Origin of the sequence: Curtobacterium sp. YR515, assembly GCF_900113095.1 — a bacterium.
In the GTDB taxonomy this organism is placed as follows: domain Bacteria; phylum Actinomycetota; class Actinomycetes; order Actinomycetales; family Microbacteriaceae; genus Curtobacterium.
The window spans coordinates 39220-58279 of sequence record NZ_FOOD01000004.1 but is presented as its reverse complement, the minus strand read 5'-3'; the positions used below and the strand labels follow the sequence as shown (position 1 = coordinate 58279).

At 72.0% G+C, this 19060-nt stretch carries 17 protein-coding genes; 6 read left to right on the top strand and 11 right to left on the bottom strand.

All coding sequences use genetic code 11. The features are described 5' to 3' along the window. Positions 1 to 31: 31 nt before the first annotated feature. Both BM028_RS11645 and BM028_RS11640 read left to right on the top strand, forming a co-directional pair. Entirely contained in the window at positions 32 to 1168 is a 1137-nt protein-coding gene (locus BM028_RS11645; protein ID WP_092386749.1) for a tetratricopeptide repeat protein, read from the top strand. Between the two features lie 23 nt (positions 1169 to 1191). Beyond that, positions 1192 to 2436 (top strand): ATP-binding protein, encoded by a 1245-nt coding sequence (locus BM028_RS11640; RefSeq protein WP_071302168.1) that lies wholly within the window; start codon positions 1192 to 1194, stop codon positions 2434 to 2436. Positions 2437 to 2510: 74 nt separating this feature from the next. Here the strand turns inward: BM028_RS11640 and ffh are convergent, their stop codons facing one another. Further along, positions 2511 to 4061, bottom strand: a complete 1551-nt coding sequence (ffh, locus tag BM028_RS11635) for a signal recognition particle protein (protein ID WP_022905829.1) — start codon at positions 4059 to 4061, stop codon at positions 2511 to 2513. A gap of 44 nt (positions 4062 to 4105) precedes the next feature. Further along, positions 4106 to 4819 carry a VOC family protein gene (locus tag BM028_RS11630; RefSeq protein WP_092386747.1) on the bottom strand — a complete coding sequence of 238 codons (714 nt, stop codon included), beginning with the start codon at positions 4817 to 4819 and terminating at the stop codon, positions 4106 to 4108. 59 nt (positions 4820 to 4878) lie between these two features. Here BM028_RS11630 and BM028_RS11625 point away from each other — a divergent pair, with 59 nt between their 5' ends. The 3 genes from BM028_RS11625 to lipA all read left to right on the top strand — a co-directional run bounded on the left by BM028_RS11625 (position 4879) and on the right by lipA (position 7163). Continuing rightward, positions 4879 to 5412 (top strand): hypothetical protein, encoded by a 534-nt coding sequence (locus BM028_RS11625; RefSeq protein ID WP_092386745.1) that lies wholly within the window; start codon positions 4879 to 4881, stop codon positions 5410 to 5412. A 63-nt stretch (positions 5413 to 5475) separates the two neighbouring features. Further along, a complete protein-coding gene (gene lipB, locus BM028_RS11620; RefSeq protein ID WP_092386743.1) occupies positions 5476 to 6183 on the top strand; it encodes a lipoyl(octanoyl) transferase LipB in 708 nt (235 codons plus the stop codon). Next, positions 6180 to 7163 (top strand): lipoyl synthase, encoded by a 984-nt coding sequence (gene lipA / locus BM028_RS11615; protein WP_092386741.1) that lies wholly within the window; start codon positions 6180 to 6182, stop codon positions 7161 to 7163. Before lipB ends, lipA begins: the two co-directional genes overlap by 4 nt. Before the next feature lie 96 nt (positions 7164 to 7259). Here the strand turns inward: lipA and BM028_RS18245 are convergent, their stop codons facing one another. Then, positions 7260 to 7418 (bottom strand): DUF4175 domain-containing protein, encoded by a 159-nt coding sequence (locus tag BM028_RS18245; RefSeq protein ID WP_139199230.1) that lies wholly within the window; start codon positions 7416 to 7418, stop codon positions 7260 to 7262. Between the two features lie 58 nt (positions 7419 to 7476). Then, positions 7477 to 8346 (bottom strand): signal recognition particle-docking protein FtsY, encoded by an 870-nt coding sequence (ftsY, locus tag BM028_RS11610; RefSeq protein WP_070416414.1) that lies wholly within the window; start codon positions 8344 to 8346, stop codon positions 7477 to 7479. Between the two features lie 218 nt (positions 8347 to 8564). Here ftsY and BM028_RS11605 point away from each other — a divergent pair, with 218 nt between their 5' ends. Continuing rightward, the gene (locus tag BM028_RS11605; RefSeq protein ID WP_092386739.1) at positions 8565 to 9593 is read left to right on the top strand and encodes a TerC family protein; all 1029 of its coding nucleotides are present in this window, start codon (positions 8565 to 8567) and stop codon (positions 9591 to 9593) included. 164 nt (positions 9594 to 9757) lie between these two features. Here BM028_RS11605 and BM028_RS11600 read toward each other — a convergent pair whose 3' ends face one another. From BM028_RS11600 to BM028_RS11570, 7 genes are all read right to left on the bottom strand, one after another. Next, the gene (locus tag BM028_RS11600; protein WP_092386738.1) at positions 9758 to 13567 is read right to left on the bottom strand and encodes an AAA family ATPase; all 3810 of its coding nucleotides are present in this window, start codon (positions 13565 to 13567) and stop codon (positions 9758 to 9760) included. A gap of 32 nt (positions 13568 to 13599) precedes the next feature. Then, complete coding sequence (gene mutM / locus BM028_RS11595; RefSeq protein WP_092386737.1) at positions 13600 to 14571, bottom strand: bifunctional DNA-formamidopyrimidine glycosylase/DNA-(apurinic or apyrimidinic site) lyase; 972 nt, start codon at positions 14569 to 14571, stop codon at positions 13600 to 13602. A gap of 4 nt (positions 14572 to 14575) precedes the next feature. Continuing rightward, positions 14576 to 15301, bottom strand: coding sequence for a ribonuclease III (gene rnc, locus BM028_RS11590; protein ID WP_229086630.1), 726 nt, complete (start codon positions 15299 to 15301; stop codon positions 14576 to 14578). A 13-nt stretch (positions 15302 to 15314) separates the two neighbouring features. Then, a complete protein-coding gene (rpmF, locus tag BM028_RS11585) occupies positions 15315 to 15518 on the bottom strand; it encodes a 50S ribosomal protein L32 (RefSeq protein ID WP_022905230.1) in 204 nt (67 codons plus the stop codon). Positions 15519 to 15565: 47 nt separating this feature from the next. Then, positions 15566 to 16180 carry a YceD family protein gene (locus BM028_RS11580; RefSeq protein ID WP_368073385.1) on the bottom strand — a complete coding sequence of 205 codons (615 nt, stop codon included), beginning with the start codon at positions 16178 to 16180 and terminating at the stop codon, positions 15566 to 15568. A 75-nt stretch (positions 16181 to 16255) separates the two neighbouring features. Then, a complete protein-coding gene (gene coaD, locus BM028_RS11575) occupies positions 16256 to 16750 on the bottom strand; it encodes a pantetheine-phosphate adenylyltransferase (protein WP_092386735.1) in 495 nt (164 codons plus the stop codon). A gap of 20 nt (positions 16751 to 16770) precedes the next feature. Next, on the bottom strand, positions 16771 to 18960 hold the full coding sequence (locus tag BM028_RS11570) for an ATP-dependent DNA helicase RecG (protein ID WP_092387262.1): 2190 nt from the start codon (positions 18958 to 18960) through the stop codon (positions 16771 to 16773). Positions 18961 to 19060 lie beyond the last annotated feature (100 nt).

The following is a 19060-nucleotide window of genomic DNA, read 5'->3' as shown; positions in this document are numbered from 1 at the left end:
CGGGAGTCCGCGCGACCGCTACAGTTCCCCTGTGACAGGGGGGACCGCGGAACGCGGAGCAGGGCCGACCGTCCAGCGCGCGGCCGCGCTGATCGACGCGGGACGGCCCGCCGACGCGCTCGCCGACCTGGCCGTCGTCGAACGGGACCAGGGCGCTTCGGTCGCCGGGCACCGTGTGCGGGCGCTGGCCCTCCTGGCGCTCGACCGTCCGGACGACGCCCAGGACGAGGCACGACGCGCGGTCGGCCTCGCCCCCACCGACTCCGTCGCGCTCCGGATCCTCTCGACGGCCCTGGTCCGCTCGGGCGACCAGACCGGAGCCGTCGCCGCCGCGCGCCGATCCGTCGAGGCCGATCCCGGGTCGTGGCTCGCACACCTCGCGGTGGCCGACGCCCTCTGGCTCGACGAACGGCGCCGGCCCGAGGCGCTCCGTGCGAGCTACGAGACCGTCCGGCTGGCGCCGCTCGAACCGATGGCGCACCGCAGGCACGGCGACCTGCTGCTCGCGGCGGGACGGCAGCGCGACGCCCAGGCCGCCTACCGACGCGGCCTCGAGCTCGCCCCGGAGGACCGCGGCGCACGGCACAACTTCGCGGTGTCGCGACTCCGACGGGGTCACGACGGCGAGTCCGCGCTCGCCTTCGCCGGGATCCTCGCGACGGACCCCACGAACGCGCTCGCGCGACGGAACCTCGTCGTCGGCGTCCTCAACCCGCTCGCACGCATCCGGTTCGGACTCGGTGCCGGCGCCCTGATGACCGGCTTCCAGTGCCTGGTCTCCCTCGACGCCCCGTCGGACGCCGACCGCTGGTACACGACGCTCCCGCCGGTGATCGGACTCGCGCTCGTGGTGGTCGTCGTGCTCCGGTTCGCCGCCGAAACCCGGCCCCGAACGGGGTTCCTCGTGCGCGCGGCGCGACGGGCGGTGCCCGGGTGGACGACGACCGTCGCCGTCCTCGGGGCCGCGACGGCCGTCTCGGTCGCGGGGCTCTTCCTCCCGCCGGATGCGGCCGTGGTGGCACAGGGACTGGTGTTCGCCGGGGTCGTCGTCGCCTCGGTGCGCATCCGGAGCACGATGCGCGCGTTCCCGAAGACCACGCCCGTGCGGCAGGACGTCGACGAGGGACGGACCGACCGCGACGACGACGGCTGGGGGAACCCGTGGTGACCGACGACGGACGAGGAGTCCCGATGGACGACGACCCACTGATCGACGCGATCCGGCGAGCCGTGGTGGCCGCTCCGGAGGACGTCACGCTCCGGGTCCACCTCGGGCGCCTGCTCCTCGACGCGGGGCGCCGGGTCGAGGCCACGACCGAAGCGGCGGCAGCGGTCGCGGTCGCCCCCGACGACGCCGCGGCCCGGGCGCTCATGCTCGAGGCACTGCAACCCGACGCGACGGCCGGCCCCGCCGCGCCCGGACCGGACGACGCCGCGACGGACGCCGCCGGTCCCCCGCCCGCGACCGGGTTCGACTGGCACGCCGCCGAGCAGCAGGTGGAGCACATCGTCGAACCGGCGTTCGTCGACGACGACGGCCCCGACCCGGACCCCGCGTCGGCGTTCTCCGTCGAGCGCGCCGGTGTCCGGTTCGCCGACGTCGGTGGCATGGAGACCGTGAAGCAGCGCCTGACCGCGGCGTTCCTCGCACCGCTCGCGAACCCCGAGCTGCGCACGCTCTACGGCAAGAGCCTCCGCGGCGGCCTGCTCCTGTACGGGCCGCCCGGCTGCGGCAAGACCTTCATCGCCCGGGCCGTCGCGGGCGAACTCGGCGCACGGTTCATGAGCGTCTCGATCACCGACGTGCTCGACCCCTACGTCGGCCAGAGCGAACGGAACATCGAGGCCGTGTTCCGCGCCGCCCGGGCTGCGGCGCCCTGCGTGGTGTTCTTCGACGAGGTCGACGCGCTCGGACAACGGCGCAGTCAGACCCGGAGCTCGCACGTCCGCGGGATGGTCAACCAGCTCCTCACCGAGCTGGACGGCATCGACGGCGGGAACGAGGGCGTGTTCGTCCTGGCGGCGACGAACCAGCCCTGGGACGTCGACCCCGCGCTCCGCCGACCGGGGCGGCTCGACCGCACCGTGCTCGTGCTGCCGCCGGACACCCCTGCGCGCGAGGCGGTCTTCCGCGGCCACCTGCGGGACCGACCCGTCGAGGGCATCGACGCCGCAGCGCTCGCGAAGCGCACCGAGGGGTTCTCGGGCGCGGACATCGCCTACGTCTGCGAGGTCGCCGCGGAACGGGCGCTCATGGACAGCGTCACGACCGGGTCGGTCCGGCTGATCGGCATGGCGGACCTGCTCGGTGCCCTCGGTGAGGTGCGCCCGTCCACCGGCGCCTGGCTGGACGCCGCACGCAACGTCGTCCTCTTCGGCGAGGACGACGGGACGTACGCCGACCTGCGGGCCTGGCTCAAGCGGTCCAAGCGCTGACGGACGGACGGGAGGCGCGGTGCCAGCCGGCACCGCGCCTCCCGTTCGTCAACCGGTTGCGATCGCGAGCCGCGTCAGCGACCCAGGAACTTCTGCAGCGACGCGAGCTCTTCCTCGGTCGGCGCCTTGCCGCCCTTGCCGCCGCCGAGCCCGAGACCGGACCCCTTCGGCGCCTGCTGCGGCGCCGCGGCCGCACCCGCGGCGAGCGCCGCACGCTTCGCCGGGTTGCCGACCTTGGACTTCTTCTTGCCGCCCTGCTGCTGCTTCTTGCCGCCGTGCATGCCGGGGATCGGCCCCATACCGGGCATCTGCGGGACGCCACCGCGGGCGACGGTCTTCATCATCTTCGCGGCCTGCTCGAACCGGTTCACGAGGGCGTTGACCTCGGTCACGGTGGAGCCGGCACCCTTGGCGATGCGGAGGCGGCGGGAGCCGTTGAGGAGCTTCGGCAGCTCGCGCTCCTGCGGGGTCATCGACTGGATGATCGCCTCGGTGCGGACGATCTCGCGCTCGTCGAAGTTGTCGAGCGCCTCGCGCATGCCCTTGGCGCCGGGGAGCATGCCGAGCATGCCCTTGATCGAGCCGGCCTTGCGGAGCTGCTGCATCTGCTCGAGGAAGTCGTTGAGCGTGAACGAGTCGCTCGCGATCTTCTCGGCGACCTTGCGCGCTTCTTCCTCGTCGAAGGCACCCTGCGCCTGCTCGATGAGGGAGAGGATGTCGCCGAGGTCGAGGATGCGGCTCGCCATGCGGTCCGGGTGGAACGGCTCGAAGTCGTCCAGCCCCTCGCCCGTGGAGGCGAACATGATCGGACGGCCGGTCACGCTGGCGACCGACAGGGCCGCACCACCGCGGGCGTCGCCGTCGAGCTTCGAGAGGACGACGCCGGTGAAGTCGACGCCTTCCTGGAAGGCGCGGGCGGTGTTGACCGCGTCCTGACCGATCATCGCGTCGATGACGAAGAGGACCTCGTCGGGGTCGACGGCCTTGCGGATGTTCGCGGCCTGCTTCATGAGCTCGGCGTCGACGCCGAGACGACCGGCGGTGTCCACGATGACGGTGTCGTACTGCTGGTCGACCGCTGCCTTGATGGCGTTCTTCGCGACCTTGACCGGGTCGCCGACGCCGTTGCCGGGCTCCGGCGCGAAGACGTGCACGCCGGCCTGTTCGCCGACGACCTGCAGCTGCTGCACGGCGTTCGGACGCTGGAGGTCCGCCGCGACGAGCATCGGCGTGTGGCCGTCCTTCTTGAGCCACTTGCCGAGCTTGCCGGCGAGCGTGGTCTTGCCGGCGCCCTGGAGGCCCGCGAGCATGATGACCGTCGGGGGCCGCTTCGCGAACTCGAGACGCCGCTGCTGGCCGCCGAGGATGCCGACGAGTTCCTCGTTGACGATCTGGACGACCTGCTGCGCCGGGTTGAGCGCACGGTTGACCTCGTCGGAGAGGGCCCGCTCGCGGACTGCTGCGGTGAACGCCTTGACGACCTCGAGCGCGACGTCGGCGTCGAGGAGCGCCCGCCGGATCTCGCGGACGGTGCCGTCGACGTCGGACGGAGTCAGCCGACCCTTGCTCCGCAGGTTGCGGAAGGTCTCGGTCAGCCGATCGGAGAGTGAACCGAATTGCGCCATGATCCGTCGATTCTACAAGGCCCCGCCCGGACGCTCTCGCCCGTTCACCGCAGGAGGACGCCCTCGGCCAGTTCCACCGTCGTGCCGAGCCCGAGATCGACCACCACCGGAGCCGACGACGGGGCTCGGTCGAGCGTCGGGAACCACTGCCGACCGGGCGACACCAGGATGAGCAGCCCGTCGACGTCGCCGACGGGGGCGAAGTCGGGCCCCGGCAGGCCGGCGTAGGGGTCGAGTCCGTGCTGGCAGAGGGCCTCGACCGCCCCGGGGACGTCCGGGACGGCGATGCCGACCTCACTGACCGACACGAGCAGCGGGGCGAGCGGCGCGGCGTGCCCGTCGGCCCGCGCGGCGTGCCCGTCGGCCGGCGCGGCCTGCCCGGCGGCGGGCGCGGCGTCGCCGTCGGGGAGCTCCCGCCGCTCGATGAGCTCGAGCAGCTGCCGGTCGGGCCCCTCGAAGTACACCGACCGCGAGTCCCAGCCCGCCGGCCCCTCGAACTCGTCGACACCGTCCGCCCCGAGCACCGTCGCGACCTCGGCCACCCGGCGCTTCGCGTCCGCGAACGTCCCGGTCGGGATCGTGAACGCGAGGTGGTGCGCCCCGGTCATCCCGTCGAGCACGCGGAAGACGAGCTGCGACGACCCGACGGTGACCCGGACCGAGTCGTCGTCGGCGAGCACGGCGCACCCGAGTCGCTCGTAGAAGCGGACGGTGTCGTCGAGGGAGCGGGTGGCGAGCTGGACCTGGCGGATGTGCATGGCCCCACCCGACACCCTCAACCGCGCTTCAGGTCAAGCCCCGGACTACTGTCCGACGCATGCACCTCCGGGAGATCGACCTCGGCGGCTGGGCCCGTGCCGCTGCCGTCGCACTGCTCTGCGGGTTCGCCGCCGCCGTGTTCGCGTCACGGTTCGCGATCCCGGTGTCGACCGTCGTGGCCGTCGGCATCGGCGCAGGGTTGCTCGTGACCGTCCTCGTCGTCGTCGCCTGGGCCACCATCGGCGGGTACGCCACCCAGCGGGCGCTGCGGGAGTGGGTTCGAGGGGGTCCGGAGCCGGTCGGCGTCCCCACTCGACGGCGGGTCCGGTGGCTCGCGCACTTCATCGACCGGACCAGCTGGTTCGCGTGGCTCTCCGCGGTCCTGGCCGTCCTGTTCCTCGCACCGGCCGTCTCGCAACTGGCCGGTGCGACCGACTGGCAGGACGTCGTGCTCGCGCTCTTCCCCGGGGTGCTGTGGGCGGGCATCGCGGTGCACGTCTTCGCGGTCGAACGACGCCACCTGCCGCGGGCTCGTGCGCTGTACGAGGAGGAGCTCCGCACGGCCACGTGGCAGGACGTCCGCGTGCCGTGACCTCCGGACACCCGTCGACACCGTTGTTGAACGGAGTACAGAAACTGTCGTAGCCTGGCGCGCATGCCGGAACTCGACATCGTGCGCCCAACCGGGTTGCTGGACCACGCCGAGGGACTCGCACTGCAGCGGGCCCTCCACGCCGACGTCGTCGCCGGCCGCTCTCCCGGGGCCGTCGTCCTGTGCGAGCACCCGTCCGTGTACACCGCCGGGCGTCGCACCGAACCGTCCGACCTGCCGACGGACGGTTCCCCCGTGGTCGACGTCGACCGCGGCGGACGGATCACCTGGCACGGACCGGGGCAGCTCGTCGCCTACCCGATCGTCCGGCTGGCCGAGCCGCTCGACGTCGTCGCCTGGGTGCGGGACCTCGAGCAGGTCATCGTCGACGCGGCGGCCGCCGTGGGTGTGCTCGCTGAGCGGGTCCCGGGACGCAGCGGCGCCTGGGTCGCCGGCCCGGCCGGTGCCCCGCACGCCAAGGTCGGCGCGATCGGCCTGCACGTCGCCGAGGGGGTGACGAGCCACGGCCTCGCGATCAACTGCACGAACAGCCTCGACGCCTACGCCGCGATCGTGCCGTGCGGGATCAGCGACGCGGGGGTGACGACCCTCAGCCGCGCAGCCGGTCGCACCGTGACGGTCGACGAGATCGTCCCCGTGGTGGTCGACCGCCTCCGCGCCGCCGAGCGGGGCATGCACTCCGGACACCGGATCAGCAGCGCCGCGGGCACGCCCGCCACCACGCCCGCACGACAGGAGACCCTCGTATGACCCTCGCCCCTGAAGGCCGCCGGATGCTCCGCGTCGAGGCCCGCAACGCCGAGACCCCGATCGAGACCAAGCCGGCGTGGATCAAGACCCGCGCCACCCAGGGTCCGGAGTTCCGCGAGCTGTCCGGCCTCGTGCGGAGCAAGCAGCTGCACACCGTCTGCCAGGAGGCCGGCTGCCCGAACATCTTCGAGTGCTGGGAGGACCGCGAGGCCACCTTCCTCATCGGCGGCTCGCAGTGCACGCGCCGCTGCGACTTCTGCCAGATCGACACCGGCAAGCCCGAGCCGCTCGACCGCGACGAGCCCCGCCGGGTCGCGGACTCCGTCGCCGAGATGGGCCTGAAGTACGCCACGGTCACCGGTGTGGCCCGCGACGACCTGCCCGACGGCGGCGCCTGGCTCTACGCGGAGACGATCCGCCAGATCCACGAGCACTCCCCCGGCACCGGCGTCGAGATCCTCGTGCCCGACTTCAACGGCCGCCCGGACCAGCTCGGTCAGGTGTTCGCCGCCCGCCCCGAGGTCTTCGCCCACAACGTCGAGACCGTGCCGCGCATCTTCAAGCGCATCCGTCCGGCGTTCACGTTCGAGCGCTCCCTGGACGTCATCACGCAGGGACGCGACGCGGGGCTCGTCACGAAGTCGAACCTGATCCTCGGCATGGGCGAGGATCGCATCGAGATCGAGGACGCCCTCCAGCGGTTGTACGACGCCGGCACGGACATCATCACGCTGACGCAGTACCTCCGCCCGTCGCCGCGGCACCTGCCGGTCGCTCGATGGGTCGCACCCGAGGAGTTCGTCGCCCTGCGCGAGGTGGCCGAGGAGATGGGCTTCGCCGGGGTCCTCGCCGGGCCGCTGGTCCGGTCGTCCTACCGGGCCGGGCGCCTCTGGGCGCGTGCCACGGTCGCCCGCGGCGGCACGGTGCCGGAGCACCTGTCGCACCTGCTCGACGCGACGCCGGGTCGCCAGGCCGTCTGAGCGGTGGGACCGGACGGACGACGGACGGGAGGCGCGGTGCCAGCTGGCACCGCGCCTCCCGTTCCGCGCATGCGTCCGTGACGGACGCGTCGGTCGCTACGCGCGACCGCGGATGCTCCTGAGCAGCCAGCCGATGACGGCCAGGATGATGAGGACGATCCCGACCCACAGCAGGAACTTCAGGGCACCGACGAAGATGCCGCTGAAGAGCAGGACGAGGCCGACGATGATCGCGATGATCAGCAGAGCGGGCATGTGAGGGCTCCTTCCGTGTACCTGGACGATCCCTGTACTGCGCAGACGGTACCCGGAATCAGCCCACGAGGTTCTGCACGAACACGTGCGGGGTGAAACCGGTGAGGTCGTTGATGCCCTCGCCCTGGCCGATGAGCTTGATCGGGATGCCCGTCTTCTCCTGCACGCTCAGCACGAACCCGGCCTTGGCCGAGCCGTCGAGCTTGGTGATGACGAGCCCGGTGACGCCCGCGCCCTCGATGAACGCCTGCGCCTGCGCGAGGCCGTTCTGGCCGGTCGTGGCGTCGAGCACGAGCAGGACCTCGGCGATCTCGGTCTGCTTCTCGACCACGCGCTTGATCTTGGTGAGCTCGTCCATCAGCCCGGCCTTGGTGTGCAGTCGGCCGGCGGTGTCGATGACGACGATCTCGGTGTTGTCCCTGATGGCCTTCTCGACCGTCTGGTAGGCGACCGAAGCCGGGTCCTGCCCGGGCTGGGCCGGTCGCACGACCTCGACGCCCGCTCGCTCCGCCCACGTCGCGACCTGCTCGACCGCGGCGGCGCGGAAGGTGTCCGCCGCGCCGACGAGGACCGTGCGGTCGTACGTCTTGAGGAACTTCGCGAACTTGCCGATGGTCGTGGTCTTGCCGACGCCGTTCACCCCGACGACGAGCACGACCGCCGGCCGGTTGCTGAGCTTCAGCGTGGTGTCGAGCTTCGACAGCCGTTCCTCGAGCACCTCGCGCAGCATCCGCTGGAGGTCGGCGGGGTCCGTCGTGCCGTAGCGGTCGACGCGCGCGTGGAGGTCCTCGATGATCTCGTCGGCGATGTCCGGGCCGAAGTCCGCACCGATGAGCGCCGTCTCGAGGTCCTCCCACGTGGTCTCGTCGATCGTCTTGCGCTGGAACAGCCCGCGCAGCCGGGAGGACAGTGACCAGGAACTCGCCATGTTCCCAGCTTAGAGCGCGGCGCATGTGGGCGGCGCCCGGTACGCTCGGGGACACGAAGGGGAGTATTCCTCCTCGGTGTCCCCGTCAGTACGGTCCGGAACGATCCGGGCCCGGGGCGCCGGTCGCGATCAGCACCCAGTGCGGAGCGCGGCGGAAGAGACCTTCAGGCCTCGGCGTACCCACCACCTGGTTGCGCCCATCGACCTGAAGGAAACCCGTGGACGTCCCACTCTTCGTCTGGCTCCTCACCATCGCAGGCATCCTCGCGCTGCTGGTGTTCGACTTCTTCTCGCACGTGCGCACCCCGCACGTCCCGCACATCAAGGAATCCGCGTTCTGGTCGGCGTTCTACGTCGGGCTCGCGATCCTCTTCGGTGTCGGCATCCTCGTCTTCGGCGGCGGACAGGCCGGCGGTGAGTACTTCGCCGGGTGGCTGACCGAGAAGGCACTGTCGGTCGACAACCTGTTCGTCTTCCTCATCATCATGTCGAGCTTCGCCGTGCCGAAGGAGTTCCAGCAGAAGGTCCTGCTCGTCGGCGTCGCGATCGCCCTCGTCGCACGCGGCATCTTCATCGCCCTCGGCGTCACGATCATCGACAACTTCTCGTGGGTGTTCTACCTGTTCGGCGCGCTGCTCTTCTGGCTCGCCTGGTCGCAGGCCCGCAGCGGCAACGACCACGGGGGCGACGAGGGTGACTCCCGCCTGATCCGCATCCTCAAGCGCGTCATCCCGACCTCGGACCACTACGACGGCGACCGCCTCACCACGAAGGTCGACGGCAAGCGCCTCTTCACACCGATGCTGCTCGTGATGGTCGCGATCGGCCTCACCGACGTGCTCTTCGCGCTCGACTCGATCCCCGCGATCTTCGGGCTGACGCAGGACGCCTTCATCGTGTTCACCGCGAACGCGTTCTCGCTGCTCGGGCTCCGTCAGCTGTACTTCCTCATCGCCGGGCTGCTCGAACGCCTCATCTACCTCGGGCAGGGCCTCGCGGTCATCCTCGGGTTCATCGGCGTCAAGCTCGTCTTCCACGCCATGCACGTCAACGAGCTGCCCTTCATCAACGGCGGCGAGCACATCGAGTGGGCTCCGGAGATCCCGATCTGGTTCTCGCTGGGCTTCATCATGCTGACGATCGCGGTCGCCACGGTGGCGTCGCTCGTGGTGTCGAAGCGTCGCCAGGAGCGCGGGCTCACCCCGACGGGCGAGCCGAAGGAGGCCGTCGAGGCCGACGCGCACTAGTCGCGACCGTCTGACGGTCTGGAGGCGCGGTGCCGGCTGGCACCGCGCCTCCCGTCCGTCGTGTGGTCGCGGAGGCTGGCGGCGCGCCGAGACTCGGCCCTGCGGACAGTTTCGCGGCCGCGAAGGCACGAAACTGTCCGCGGAGCCGAGTCTCGGACTCGGGCCTACGCGACCGCCGGCTCCGGCTCCGGCGACCGCTTCTGCACGCGCTGGCCGACGACGGCGGAGACGCCGTCCTGCCGCATCGAGACCCCGTACAGCGCGTCGGCGATCTCCATCGTGCGCTTCTGGTGCGTGATCACGATGAGCTGCGACGACGCCCGCAGCCGCTCGAACACCGTCAGCAGCCGCCCGAGGTTGGCGTCGTCGAGCGCCGCCTCGACCTCGTCCATGATGTAGAACGGCGACGGGCGCGCGGTGAAGATCGCCACGAGCAACGCCACCGCGGCCAGGGACCGCTCGCCTCCGGACAGCAGGGTCAGCCGGTCGATCTTCTTGCCGGCGGGCTTCACCTGCACCTCGATGCCGGTGTTCAGCAGGTCGTCGGGGTTCGTCAGCGTGATCGACCCGGAGCCGCCGGGGAAGAGGATCGGGAAGATGACGTCGAACGCCTCCTTCGTGTCGTCGAACGCGGACTCGAAGATCGTCTGCATCTTCTGGTCGAGCTCGTCGATGATCGTCATGAGGTCGGTCCGGGTCTTCTGCAGGTCCTCGAGCTGCTCGGCGAGGAACGCGTGGCGCTGTTCGAGCGCCTGGAACTCCTCGAGCGCGAGCGGGTTCACCTTGCCGAGCTGCCCGAGGTCCCGCTCGGCCGCCTTGAGCCGTCGCTCCTGCTCGGCGCGGACGTACGGCACCGTCTCGACGTCGGCGGGGTCGACGTCCTCGGTGGCGTCGAACTCGGGTAGGGCAGGGCCGCCCGGGAGCGTCGACTCGGCGTCGACCAGTTCGACCAGGTCGTCGTCGGTGTCGGTGGTCGGGTCGGCGTCGGTCGGCGAGTCGGCGTCGGTCGGCGAGTCGTCGGACTGGAGGCGCGGCTCGGCCCCGTCCTCCACCGCCGCCTCCGGAACGGCGCCGTCCAGGACCGTCCCCGCCGCGGCGGCAGCGGCCGCGCGCTCGGCGTCGCGGTGCTTCCGGGCGAGGACCCGGGGGTCGATCAGGACGTCCACCGGCACCGGCACGTGCGGCCCGTACTCGGCGACCAGCACGGCCTCGACGAGCCCGAGCTCGCTCTGCGCCCGGTCGAGCACGCCGGACACGTGCAACTTCTTCTCGTAGATCTCCATCTCGAGCGAGTGCACGCCGTCGGTGATGGACTGGAGGCGGTCGCGGAGCTCGCGCTCCTCGTTCCGGATCGTCTGGAGCTCGGTGTTGCGCTTCGACCGCTCCGCCTCTTCGGTGGCGAGCTGCACGCGGGCCTCGGCGAGGGACCGGTCGACGGCACCGAGCAGCCCGGGCAGGTCGGCGAGCACGTCCTCGGCGACGGCGATCTGCCCACGGCGGATCACGGCGAGTCGTGCGGCCTCCGCCGCTGCGGCGCGTTCGGCCTCGAGCTGCCGCTCCAGCTGGTCGGCGCGGGTCCGCTCCGCACGGACACGCTCGCGGACGGTCTCGACCTGGATGCGCTGCTCGATCTCGGCAGCACGTGCGGCCTCGAGCGCGTCCTGCAGCCCGGGGCGCTCGGACGCGTCGACGACGGGGCGCGGACGGTCGGCGAACTCCTGGCGTGCGCGTTCCGCCTCGGCCAGGGCCGCCTCGGCAGCCTCGACGGCGCCGTCGGTCTCGGCGAGGGCCGCACGCAGCCGCTCGACCTCGGCGGCGGCGTTCTCCACCTTCGCGCGGGTCGACGCGCTGGTCCGGTCGTACTCCGCCTTCGCCCGGGCGTGGGCGCGCGAGGCAGCGTCCGCGTCGTCCGCCGCGCGACGTGCGTCCTCGACGGCGGTGCGGGCGGCCTGGAGGCGCGTGGCCGCGTCCTCGGCGTCGCGCGCGATCGCGTCGCGGCGGGTCACGGCGTCGTCGCGTTCCGCGACGAGTTCGATGCGCGAGGTCACGCGCTCCCCGCCGCCCGTCACGCGGACCGCACGGACGAGGTCACCGGACCGCGTCACCACCGTGGCCTGCGGGGCGGCGGTGAGCACCGCCTCCAGGTCGACCCCGTCGGTGTCCGCGACCAGCGTGTCCCGCAGGATCGCGGCGATCGCCGGCGGACCCTGCACGAGGTCGAGTGCGCGGCGGACCCCGGCCGGGAGCCGCTCGGGCAGTCCGGACGGCGGCGCGTCGGCGTCCGCGACCACGACGTCGATGCGTCCGATGTCCTCGGTGCGGGCGTGCGCGACGGCGTCGAGCGCGACGGACCGGTCGTCGGCGAGGACGGCGTCGGCGAGCCCGTCGAGGGCGATCGCGATCGCCCCTTCGAACCCGGGCGTCACGCTGAGACGGTCCGCGAGGCGACCCACGATGCCGTCGCGCCCGGCCTCGATGAGCGCTTGCGAACCGTCACGGACGTCGATCGACATGCCGAGCGCGGCGACACGGGCGTCCAGGGCGTCCCGCTCGCGCTCGAGGGCGTGCAGGCGGTCACGGAGTTCGTCACGCGCCGCCTGGGCCGCTTCCTGCTGCTCGCGGGCGGTCTCGAGCGCGGCGGTCAGCGCGTCCTCGTCGATGCCCTCGGACGGATCGGCGCCGAGTTCGGCGAGGGCCGCAGCCGCCCGTTCGGACCGCTCCCCCGCCTCGGCCAGCGCCCGCTCGCGCCGTTCCCGGTCGGCCACCGCGGAGCCGCGCTTCGACGTCGCCACGTCCACCGCGGACCCGAGGCGCTGGGCCTCGAGGTCGTGCTGCGAGACGAGGGCTGCCTGGGCGGCGATCCGTTCGTCGAGGGCGTCGAGCGCCGCACGGGCCGCCTGCACCCGCTGCGCCGCCACCGCCGTGCCGCCGGCCATCTCCGCCGCCTGCGCCTCGAGCCGGTCCGCTTCGTTCCGGACGCCCTGCACCTGCTCCGGCGTGATCGTGGGGCCCTGCTGCGGCGCGTCGGCCTGCTGGGCGAGGAACATCAGGCGCTGGTTCGCCAGGCTCGACAGGCCGCGGAGCCGCTCCTGCACGCTCTCCAGCCGGTGCACCACCGTGCGGGCGCGGTCGACGTCGTCGCCGACCATGCTCTGCTCGACGTGCTGCTGGCGGGCACGGGTCTGGTCGAGCCGTTCCTGCAGCACGATGCGCTCGGACTTGCGGCCGGCCTCGACCTCCTGGTGCTCGTGGAGCTCGCGGCGCAGGCGGATGACGTCGTCGGCGAGGATGCGGGCCTTGGCGTCACGGGCGACCGCGGCGACCGACTGGGCCTTGCGCGCGACCTCGGCCTGGCGTCCGAGGGGCTTCAGCTGGCGGCGGATCTCCCCCGCGAGGTCGGACAGGCGCGTCAGGTTCGTCTGCATCGCTTCGAGCTTGCGGAGGGTCTTCTCCTTGCGCCGACGGTGCTTCAGGATGCCCGCGGCCTCCTCGATGAAGCCACGGCGGTCCTCGGGCGTCGCGTGCAGGACCTTGTCGAGCTGGCCCTGGCCGACGATGACGTGCATCTCACGGCCGAGGCCGGTGTCGCTCAGGAGCTCCTGGACGTCGAGCAGGCGGCAGTTCTCGCCGTTGATCGCGTACTCGCTGCCGCCGTTGCGGAAGAGCGTGCGGGAGATCGTGACCTCGGAGTACTCGATCGGCAGCAGGCCGTCGGCGTTGTCGATCGTCAGCAGCACCTGCGCACGGCCGAGCGGACCGCGCGTCGAGGTGCCCGCGAAGATGACGTCCTCCATCTTGCCGCCACGGAGGGTCTTCGCCCCCTGCTCCCCCATCACCCACGCGAGGGCGTCCACGACGTTGGACTTGCCGGAGCCGTTCGGGCCGACGATGCACGTGACGCCCGGCTCGAACGCGAACGTCGTCGGCTGCGCGAAGGACTTGAACCCCTTGATGGTCAGGCTCTTCAAGTACATGCGGTCTCCGGATGCTCTGGTTGGGCGTCAGGCTAACGCGTGCGACGGCGTGGGCGTGGTTGGCACACGGGGCAGATGTGGCTCGATCGGTTCATGAAGGCCTCACGCACGATCGTGGTGCCGCACCGGGGGCACGGCTTCCCCTGCTGCCCGTACACGTGCAACCGCTGCGAGAAGTAGCCGGACTGCCCGTTCACGTTGACGTACTGCGCGTCGAAGCTCGTGCCGCCGTCCTCCAGCGCACGGCCGAGGACGTGCCGCACCTCGGCCAGGAGGCCGTGCAGGTCGGCGCGGGTCAGCCGCTCGGCCGGCCGGTCGTAGTGCAGCCTGGCCGCCCAGAGGGACTCGTCGGCGTAGATGTTCCCGATGCCGCTCACGACGCCCTGGTCGAGCAGGACGCGCTTGATGCCGCTCGAGCGCTTCCGGGCGGCGGCGATGAAGCGGTCGTCGTCGAACGCGGGGTCGAGCGGGTCGCGGGCGATGTGCGACACCTGCTTCGGGATGCTCCGGCGCCACACGGCATTGGGATCGACCTCGTCGACGTGTCCGGCGGAACCGGCCGGCGCCCCGTCGATCGTCGGGACCATCTCGTCGATCGCCATCGAGCCGAACGTGCGCTGGTCGACGAACTCGAGCTCGACCGGGGGCTCCGGGGAGCCGTCGCGGTCGGTGCCGGTGGGCTGGACGTCGAGGAGGATCCGTCGGTGCTTCGCCGCCTCGCGCCCACGGCCGAGCAGGATCTGACCGCTCATGCCGAGGTGGGCCACGAGGGCCTCGGGTCGGTCGCCCTCGTGCTCGGGCTGCAGGGGCATCCAGAGGAACTTGCCCCGACGGACCGCGGCGGCGATGGTGCGACCGGTCAGGCGGTCGGCGAAGTCCTCGGCCGGACCGTCGTGCCGGGTCAGTGCCCGGTCGTCGACGACGTCCACGTGCAGGACCCGCGCGCCGCTGACGGCGGGTTCGAGGCCGGCGCGGACGACCTCGACCTCGGGCAGTTCGGGCACGCGGTCAGGCCGCCCGGCCGGAGAGCTGCGTCCACGCCTGGAGCGCCGCTGCCATCTCGGCGGTCTTCTTGCTCGACCCGGTGCCGGTGGAGACGTCCTCGCCCTGGAGCACGACCGTGGCGTGGAAGGTCTTGTCGTGGTCGGGACCGGCCTCGGTCACGCGGTACGACGGGTTGCCGAGCGACAGGCTCGACGCGAGTTCCTGCAGGCTCGTCTTCGGGTCCATCGCGGCGCCGAAGCGGTCCGGGTCGATGAGGAGCGGTTCGACCAGCCGGAGCACCAGCGCGGTCGCCGGGTCGGGGCCGGCGGAGAGGTAGGTCGCGCCGATCACGGCCTCGACCGTGTCGGCGAGGATCGACGACTTGTCGCGGCCACCGGTCTGCTCTTCACCCTTGCCGAGCCGGAGGTACTGTCCGAGCCCGATCATGCGGGCGATCTCGGCGAGGGCGACCGTCGACACCAGGCTCGCGCGCCGCTTGGCGAGGTCGCCTTCGTCGAGGTCGGGGAAGGACCGGTAGAGCTTCACGGTCACGGCCTGGCCGAGGATCGAGTCCCCGAGGAACTCGAGGCGTTCGTTGTGCCCGATGCCACCGTGCTCGTACGCGTACGAGCGGTGGGTCAGGGCGAGCTGCAGGAGCTCGAGGTCGATGTCGGCCCCGAGGATCCCCTGCAGACGAACGACGTCCGGCCCCACGGGGCGGGACCCCGTGGCGCCGGACGTCGCTGTCATGCGTGTGGTCCGATCAGACGTCGGCGACCTTGCGGCCCTTGTACTCCATGTACAGGGGCGTGCCGGCGGAGTCCTCGACGACCTTCGCGCGGTGCGGGAGGCTGTAGGTGACCTTGCCGTTCTCGATCGTCTTCACGAGCTGGACCGGCGCGGCCTTCCACTGCGAACGACGGGCGTGCGTGTTGGCACGGGACTGCTTGCGCTTGGGAACGGCCATGGTGGTTCTCTTTCGGTTGGTCGGTGGTCAGTGGCGAGGGGCGGCGGTCAGTCGGCCTGGTCGGCGTCGGACCGCTCCTGACCCTCGGTGGTCTGGGGCGTGGTCGTGCTAACTGCGTCGGTGTCCTCGCCGCCGCTCGTCGCGTCGTCGAGGGTGATGCCGCTCAACGCAGCCCACCGCGGGTCCAGGACCTCGTGAGCACGCTGCTCGCCGATGTCGGCCAGTCGCTCGCCCGTCACCGGGTCGAGGCCTGGGCAGTCCGGTCGGCAGACCGGCTGGAACGGCAGCGCCAGCACCACCGCATCTCGAACGACCTGTTCACAATCCACGTGGTCATCGTGAACGAAGAAGTCGAAATCCTCCGAGGCATCATACGCGAACAGCTCGGCGAAATCGACCTCGACGGGCTCGCTGATGTCGATGAGGCACCGGGAGCACTCGCCCTCGGCCTCGGCGCTGGCGTGCCCGGAGACGAGGACGCCCTCGTGCAGGCCCTCGAGCCGGAGGTCGATGTGCATCTCGGCGCCTTCGCGGACGGAGATGACACCCGCTCCCATCGCATCCGGCACCGCGATGTCGAGCGAGTGCTCGCGCATCTCGCCCGGCCGGTGCGCGAGGTCGCGCACGCGCAGGGCGTAGGGGCTGTTCACGTGGGAAGACACGATCGACAAGCCTACATCGCTCGGGCCTGCGAGTCGAGGCGGGGGCGGGCGTGTCCGGTTCCGTGCGTCCGGCGCTCAGCGCCCGGTGTGCTCGCGGAGGGCCGCCGCGACCACCTGCGGCACGTACGGGGTCACGTCGCCGCCGAGGGACGCCACCTGACGGATGAGCGAGCTCGACACGTGGGCGCGGGCGGCCTCGGGCAGCAGGAACACCGTCTCGACGTCGGCGAGGTGGCGGTTCATGATCGCCATCGGGGTCTCGTACGCGACGTCCTCGCCGGATCGGACGCCCTTGACGAGGACCTTCGCACCGACCTGCCGGCAGTAGTCGACGAGCAACCCCGAGGTCCACTCCCCGACCCGGACGTTGTCGGACACGCCCGTCTCGACGAGCGACTCCTCGATGAGGCGGACACGGTCGACCGCGTCGAACATCGCGGGCCGCTTGTCGGGGTTGTGCACGACGAGCACGTGCACCTCGTCGAAGAGCCCCGCCGCACGCCCGATCACGTCGAGGTGCCCGAGGGTCACGGGATCGAAGGAACCGGGGACCACCGCGATCTGCGCCATGCCAGCGACGATACCGGCGTTCAGTTCTTGCCGAGGAACGCGGCGTCGGACTCGTCGAGCCGCCGGGCCAGGGCTTCGCGGAGCGCGGGGTGCCCGTCGAGCTGCGGATCGGGCTCCAGCACGCGCTCGGCTTCCTCGCGCGCGTCGACGATGAGGTCGGCGTGCTCCACGACGCGCAGCAGGTTGAGCGACGACCGCCCGCCCGACTGCCGTTCGCCGAGCACGTCGCCCTCGCGCCGGAGCTCGAGGTCGACCCGCGCGAGCTCGAAGCCGTCGTCGGACGCCGACACCGCGTCGACCCGTTCCCGCGAGGTCGTCTCGGCCTCGGCCGCGGTCACGAGCAGGCACACGCCGGCGTACTGGCCGCGGCCGATGCGCCCGCGGAGCTGGTGGAGCTGCGAGACGCCGAACCGGTCGGCGTCGAGCACGGCCATCATCGAGGCGTTCGGCACGTCGACGCCGACCTCGATCACGGTCGTGGCCACGAGCACGTCGACCGTTCCGGCCGCGAAGGAGGTCATCACGCGGTCCTTCTCCTCCGCCGTCATGCGGCCGTGCAGGACCTCGATCCGGCGGTCGGCGAGGACCGGCATCGTCCGCATCCGTTCCGCCGTGGCGAGCACGGTGGCCGGGGCGCGCTTCGGGGCGTCGTCGTTCGCCGGGTCGGGCTCGCCGTCGTCTTCCGTGTGGGCGTCGTCGATCGCCGGGCACACCACGAAGGCCTGTCGGCCGTCGGCGAGTTCCTCGGCCATGCGGGTCCAGATGCGGGACTCCCAGCCCGGGTGCTCGGCGAGCGGGACCGTGAAGGTCTCGACGCCGGCGCGGCCGGAGGGCAGCCCGGTGATCGTCGAGACGTCGAGGTCGCCGAACACCGTCATCGCCACCGTGCGCGGGATGGGCGTCGCGGTGAGGACGAGCACGTGCGGCGGTGTGGCCCCCTTCGTGCGGAGGGCCTCGCGCTGTTCGACCCCGAAGCGGTGCTGCTCGTCCACCACGACGAGGCCGAGCTCGGCGAAGTCGACCCGGTCGCCGAGGAGCGCGTGCGTGCCGACCACGAGCCGCGAGCTGCCGGACGCCGCCGCGAGCAGGGCCCGCCGCCGTTCGTCCGTCGACTGCGACCCCGTGAGGATCACCGGCCGGAGCTCGGCCGCGAGGTCGGGGCCGAGGAACTTCACGATCGACCGGAGGTGCTGCGCCGCGAGGACCTCGGTCGGGGCGATGAGCGCCGACTGCCCGCCGGACTCGGCCACGGTGAGCATCGCCCGGATCGCCACGAGGGTCTTGCCGGAGCCGACCTCGCCCTGCACGAGGCGGTGCATCGGCCAGTCCGCCGCCAGGTCGTGGGCGATCTCGGCGCCGACCGACCGCTGGTCGTCCGTGAGCGTGAACGGCAGCGTGGCGTCGAAGCGTTCGAGGATCCCGCCGGGCGCGGCGGAGCGCGGCGTCGCGGCCGTGGCGCGCGCGGCGATCCGGCGCTGCACGAGGGCGGTCTGGAGCACGAACGCCTCGCGGTAGCGGAGGGCGTCCTGCGCGCGCTTGAAGTCCGCGACCTTCTCGGGGCGGTGCAGGAGTTCGAGGGCCTTGCGGAACGGCACGAGGTCGAGTCGGGTCCGCACCCGGGCGGGGATCGGGTCCGGGACGTCGGGCAGCGTGTCGAGCACGATCGCCATCGATTTGGCGATCTGCCACGAGGTCAGCGTCGACGTCGCCGGGTAGATCGGGATCGGCTGGCGGGAGAAGCGGATGGCTTCCTCGGACTCGGGGTCCGCCGTCGCCCGGGGGTCGTCGCGGTCGAACAGCTCGTAGTCGGGGTGGGCGAGCTGCCGTGCGCCGCGGTAGTCGCCGACCTTGCCGGAGAAGATGCCACGGGCACCGGGCACGAGGTCCTTCGTCCGCCAGCCCTGGTTGAAGAACGTCAGGGTGAGCAGCCCCTTGCCGTCGCCGATCTTGGCTTCGAGGATCGAGCCGCGGCGCGCACGCATCGTCCGTTCGCGGACGTCGACGACCTCGGCCACGATCGTCACCGACTCGCCGATCGCGAGGGAGTCGAGCGCGGTCAGGGCACCGCGTTCGGCGTAGCGCCGGGGCGCGTGCTCGAGGAACTCGCCGACCGTGCGGTACCCGAACGCCTTCTCGATCGCGCTCGCCGTCCGTCCACCGAGGACGGTCGACAACCGCGCGTCGAGCGGTGCGGGGCCGAGGTCCGGCACCGCCGGCTCGGTTGTCGTTCCGGTCGTGACCACACGTCAACGGTACCCGGCGGCACCGACGCGATCCGCGCCTCCTGGACCGCCTGTGGAGAACTCCTGG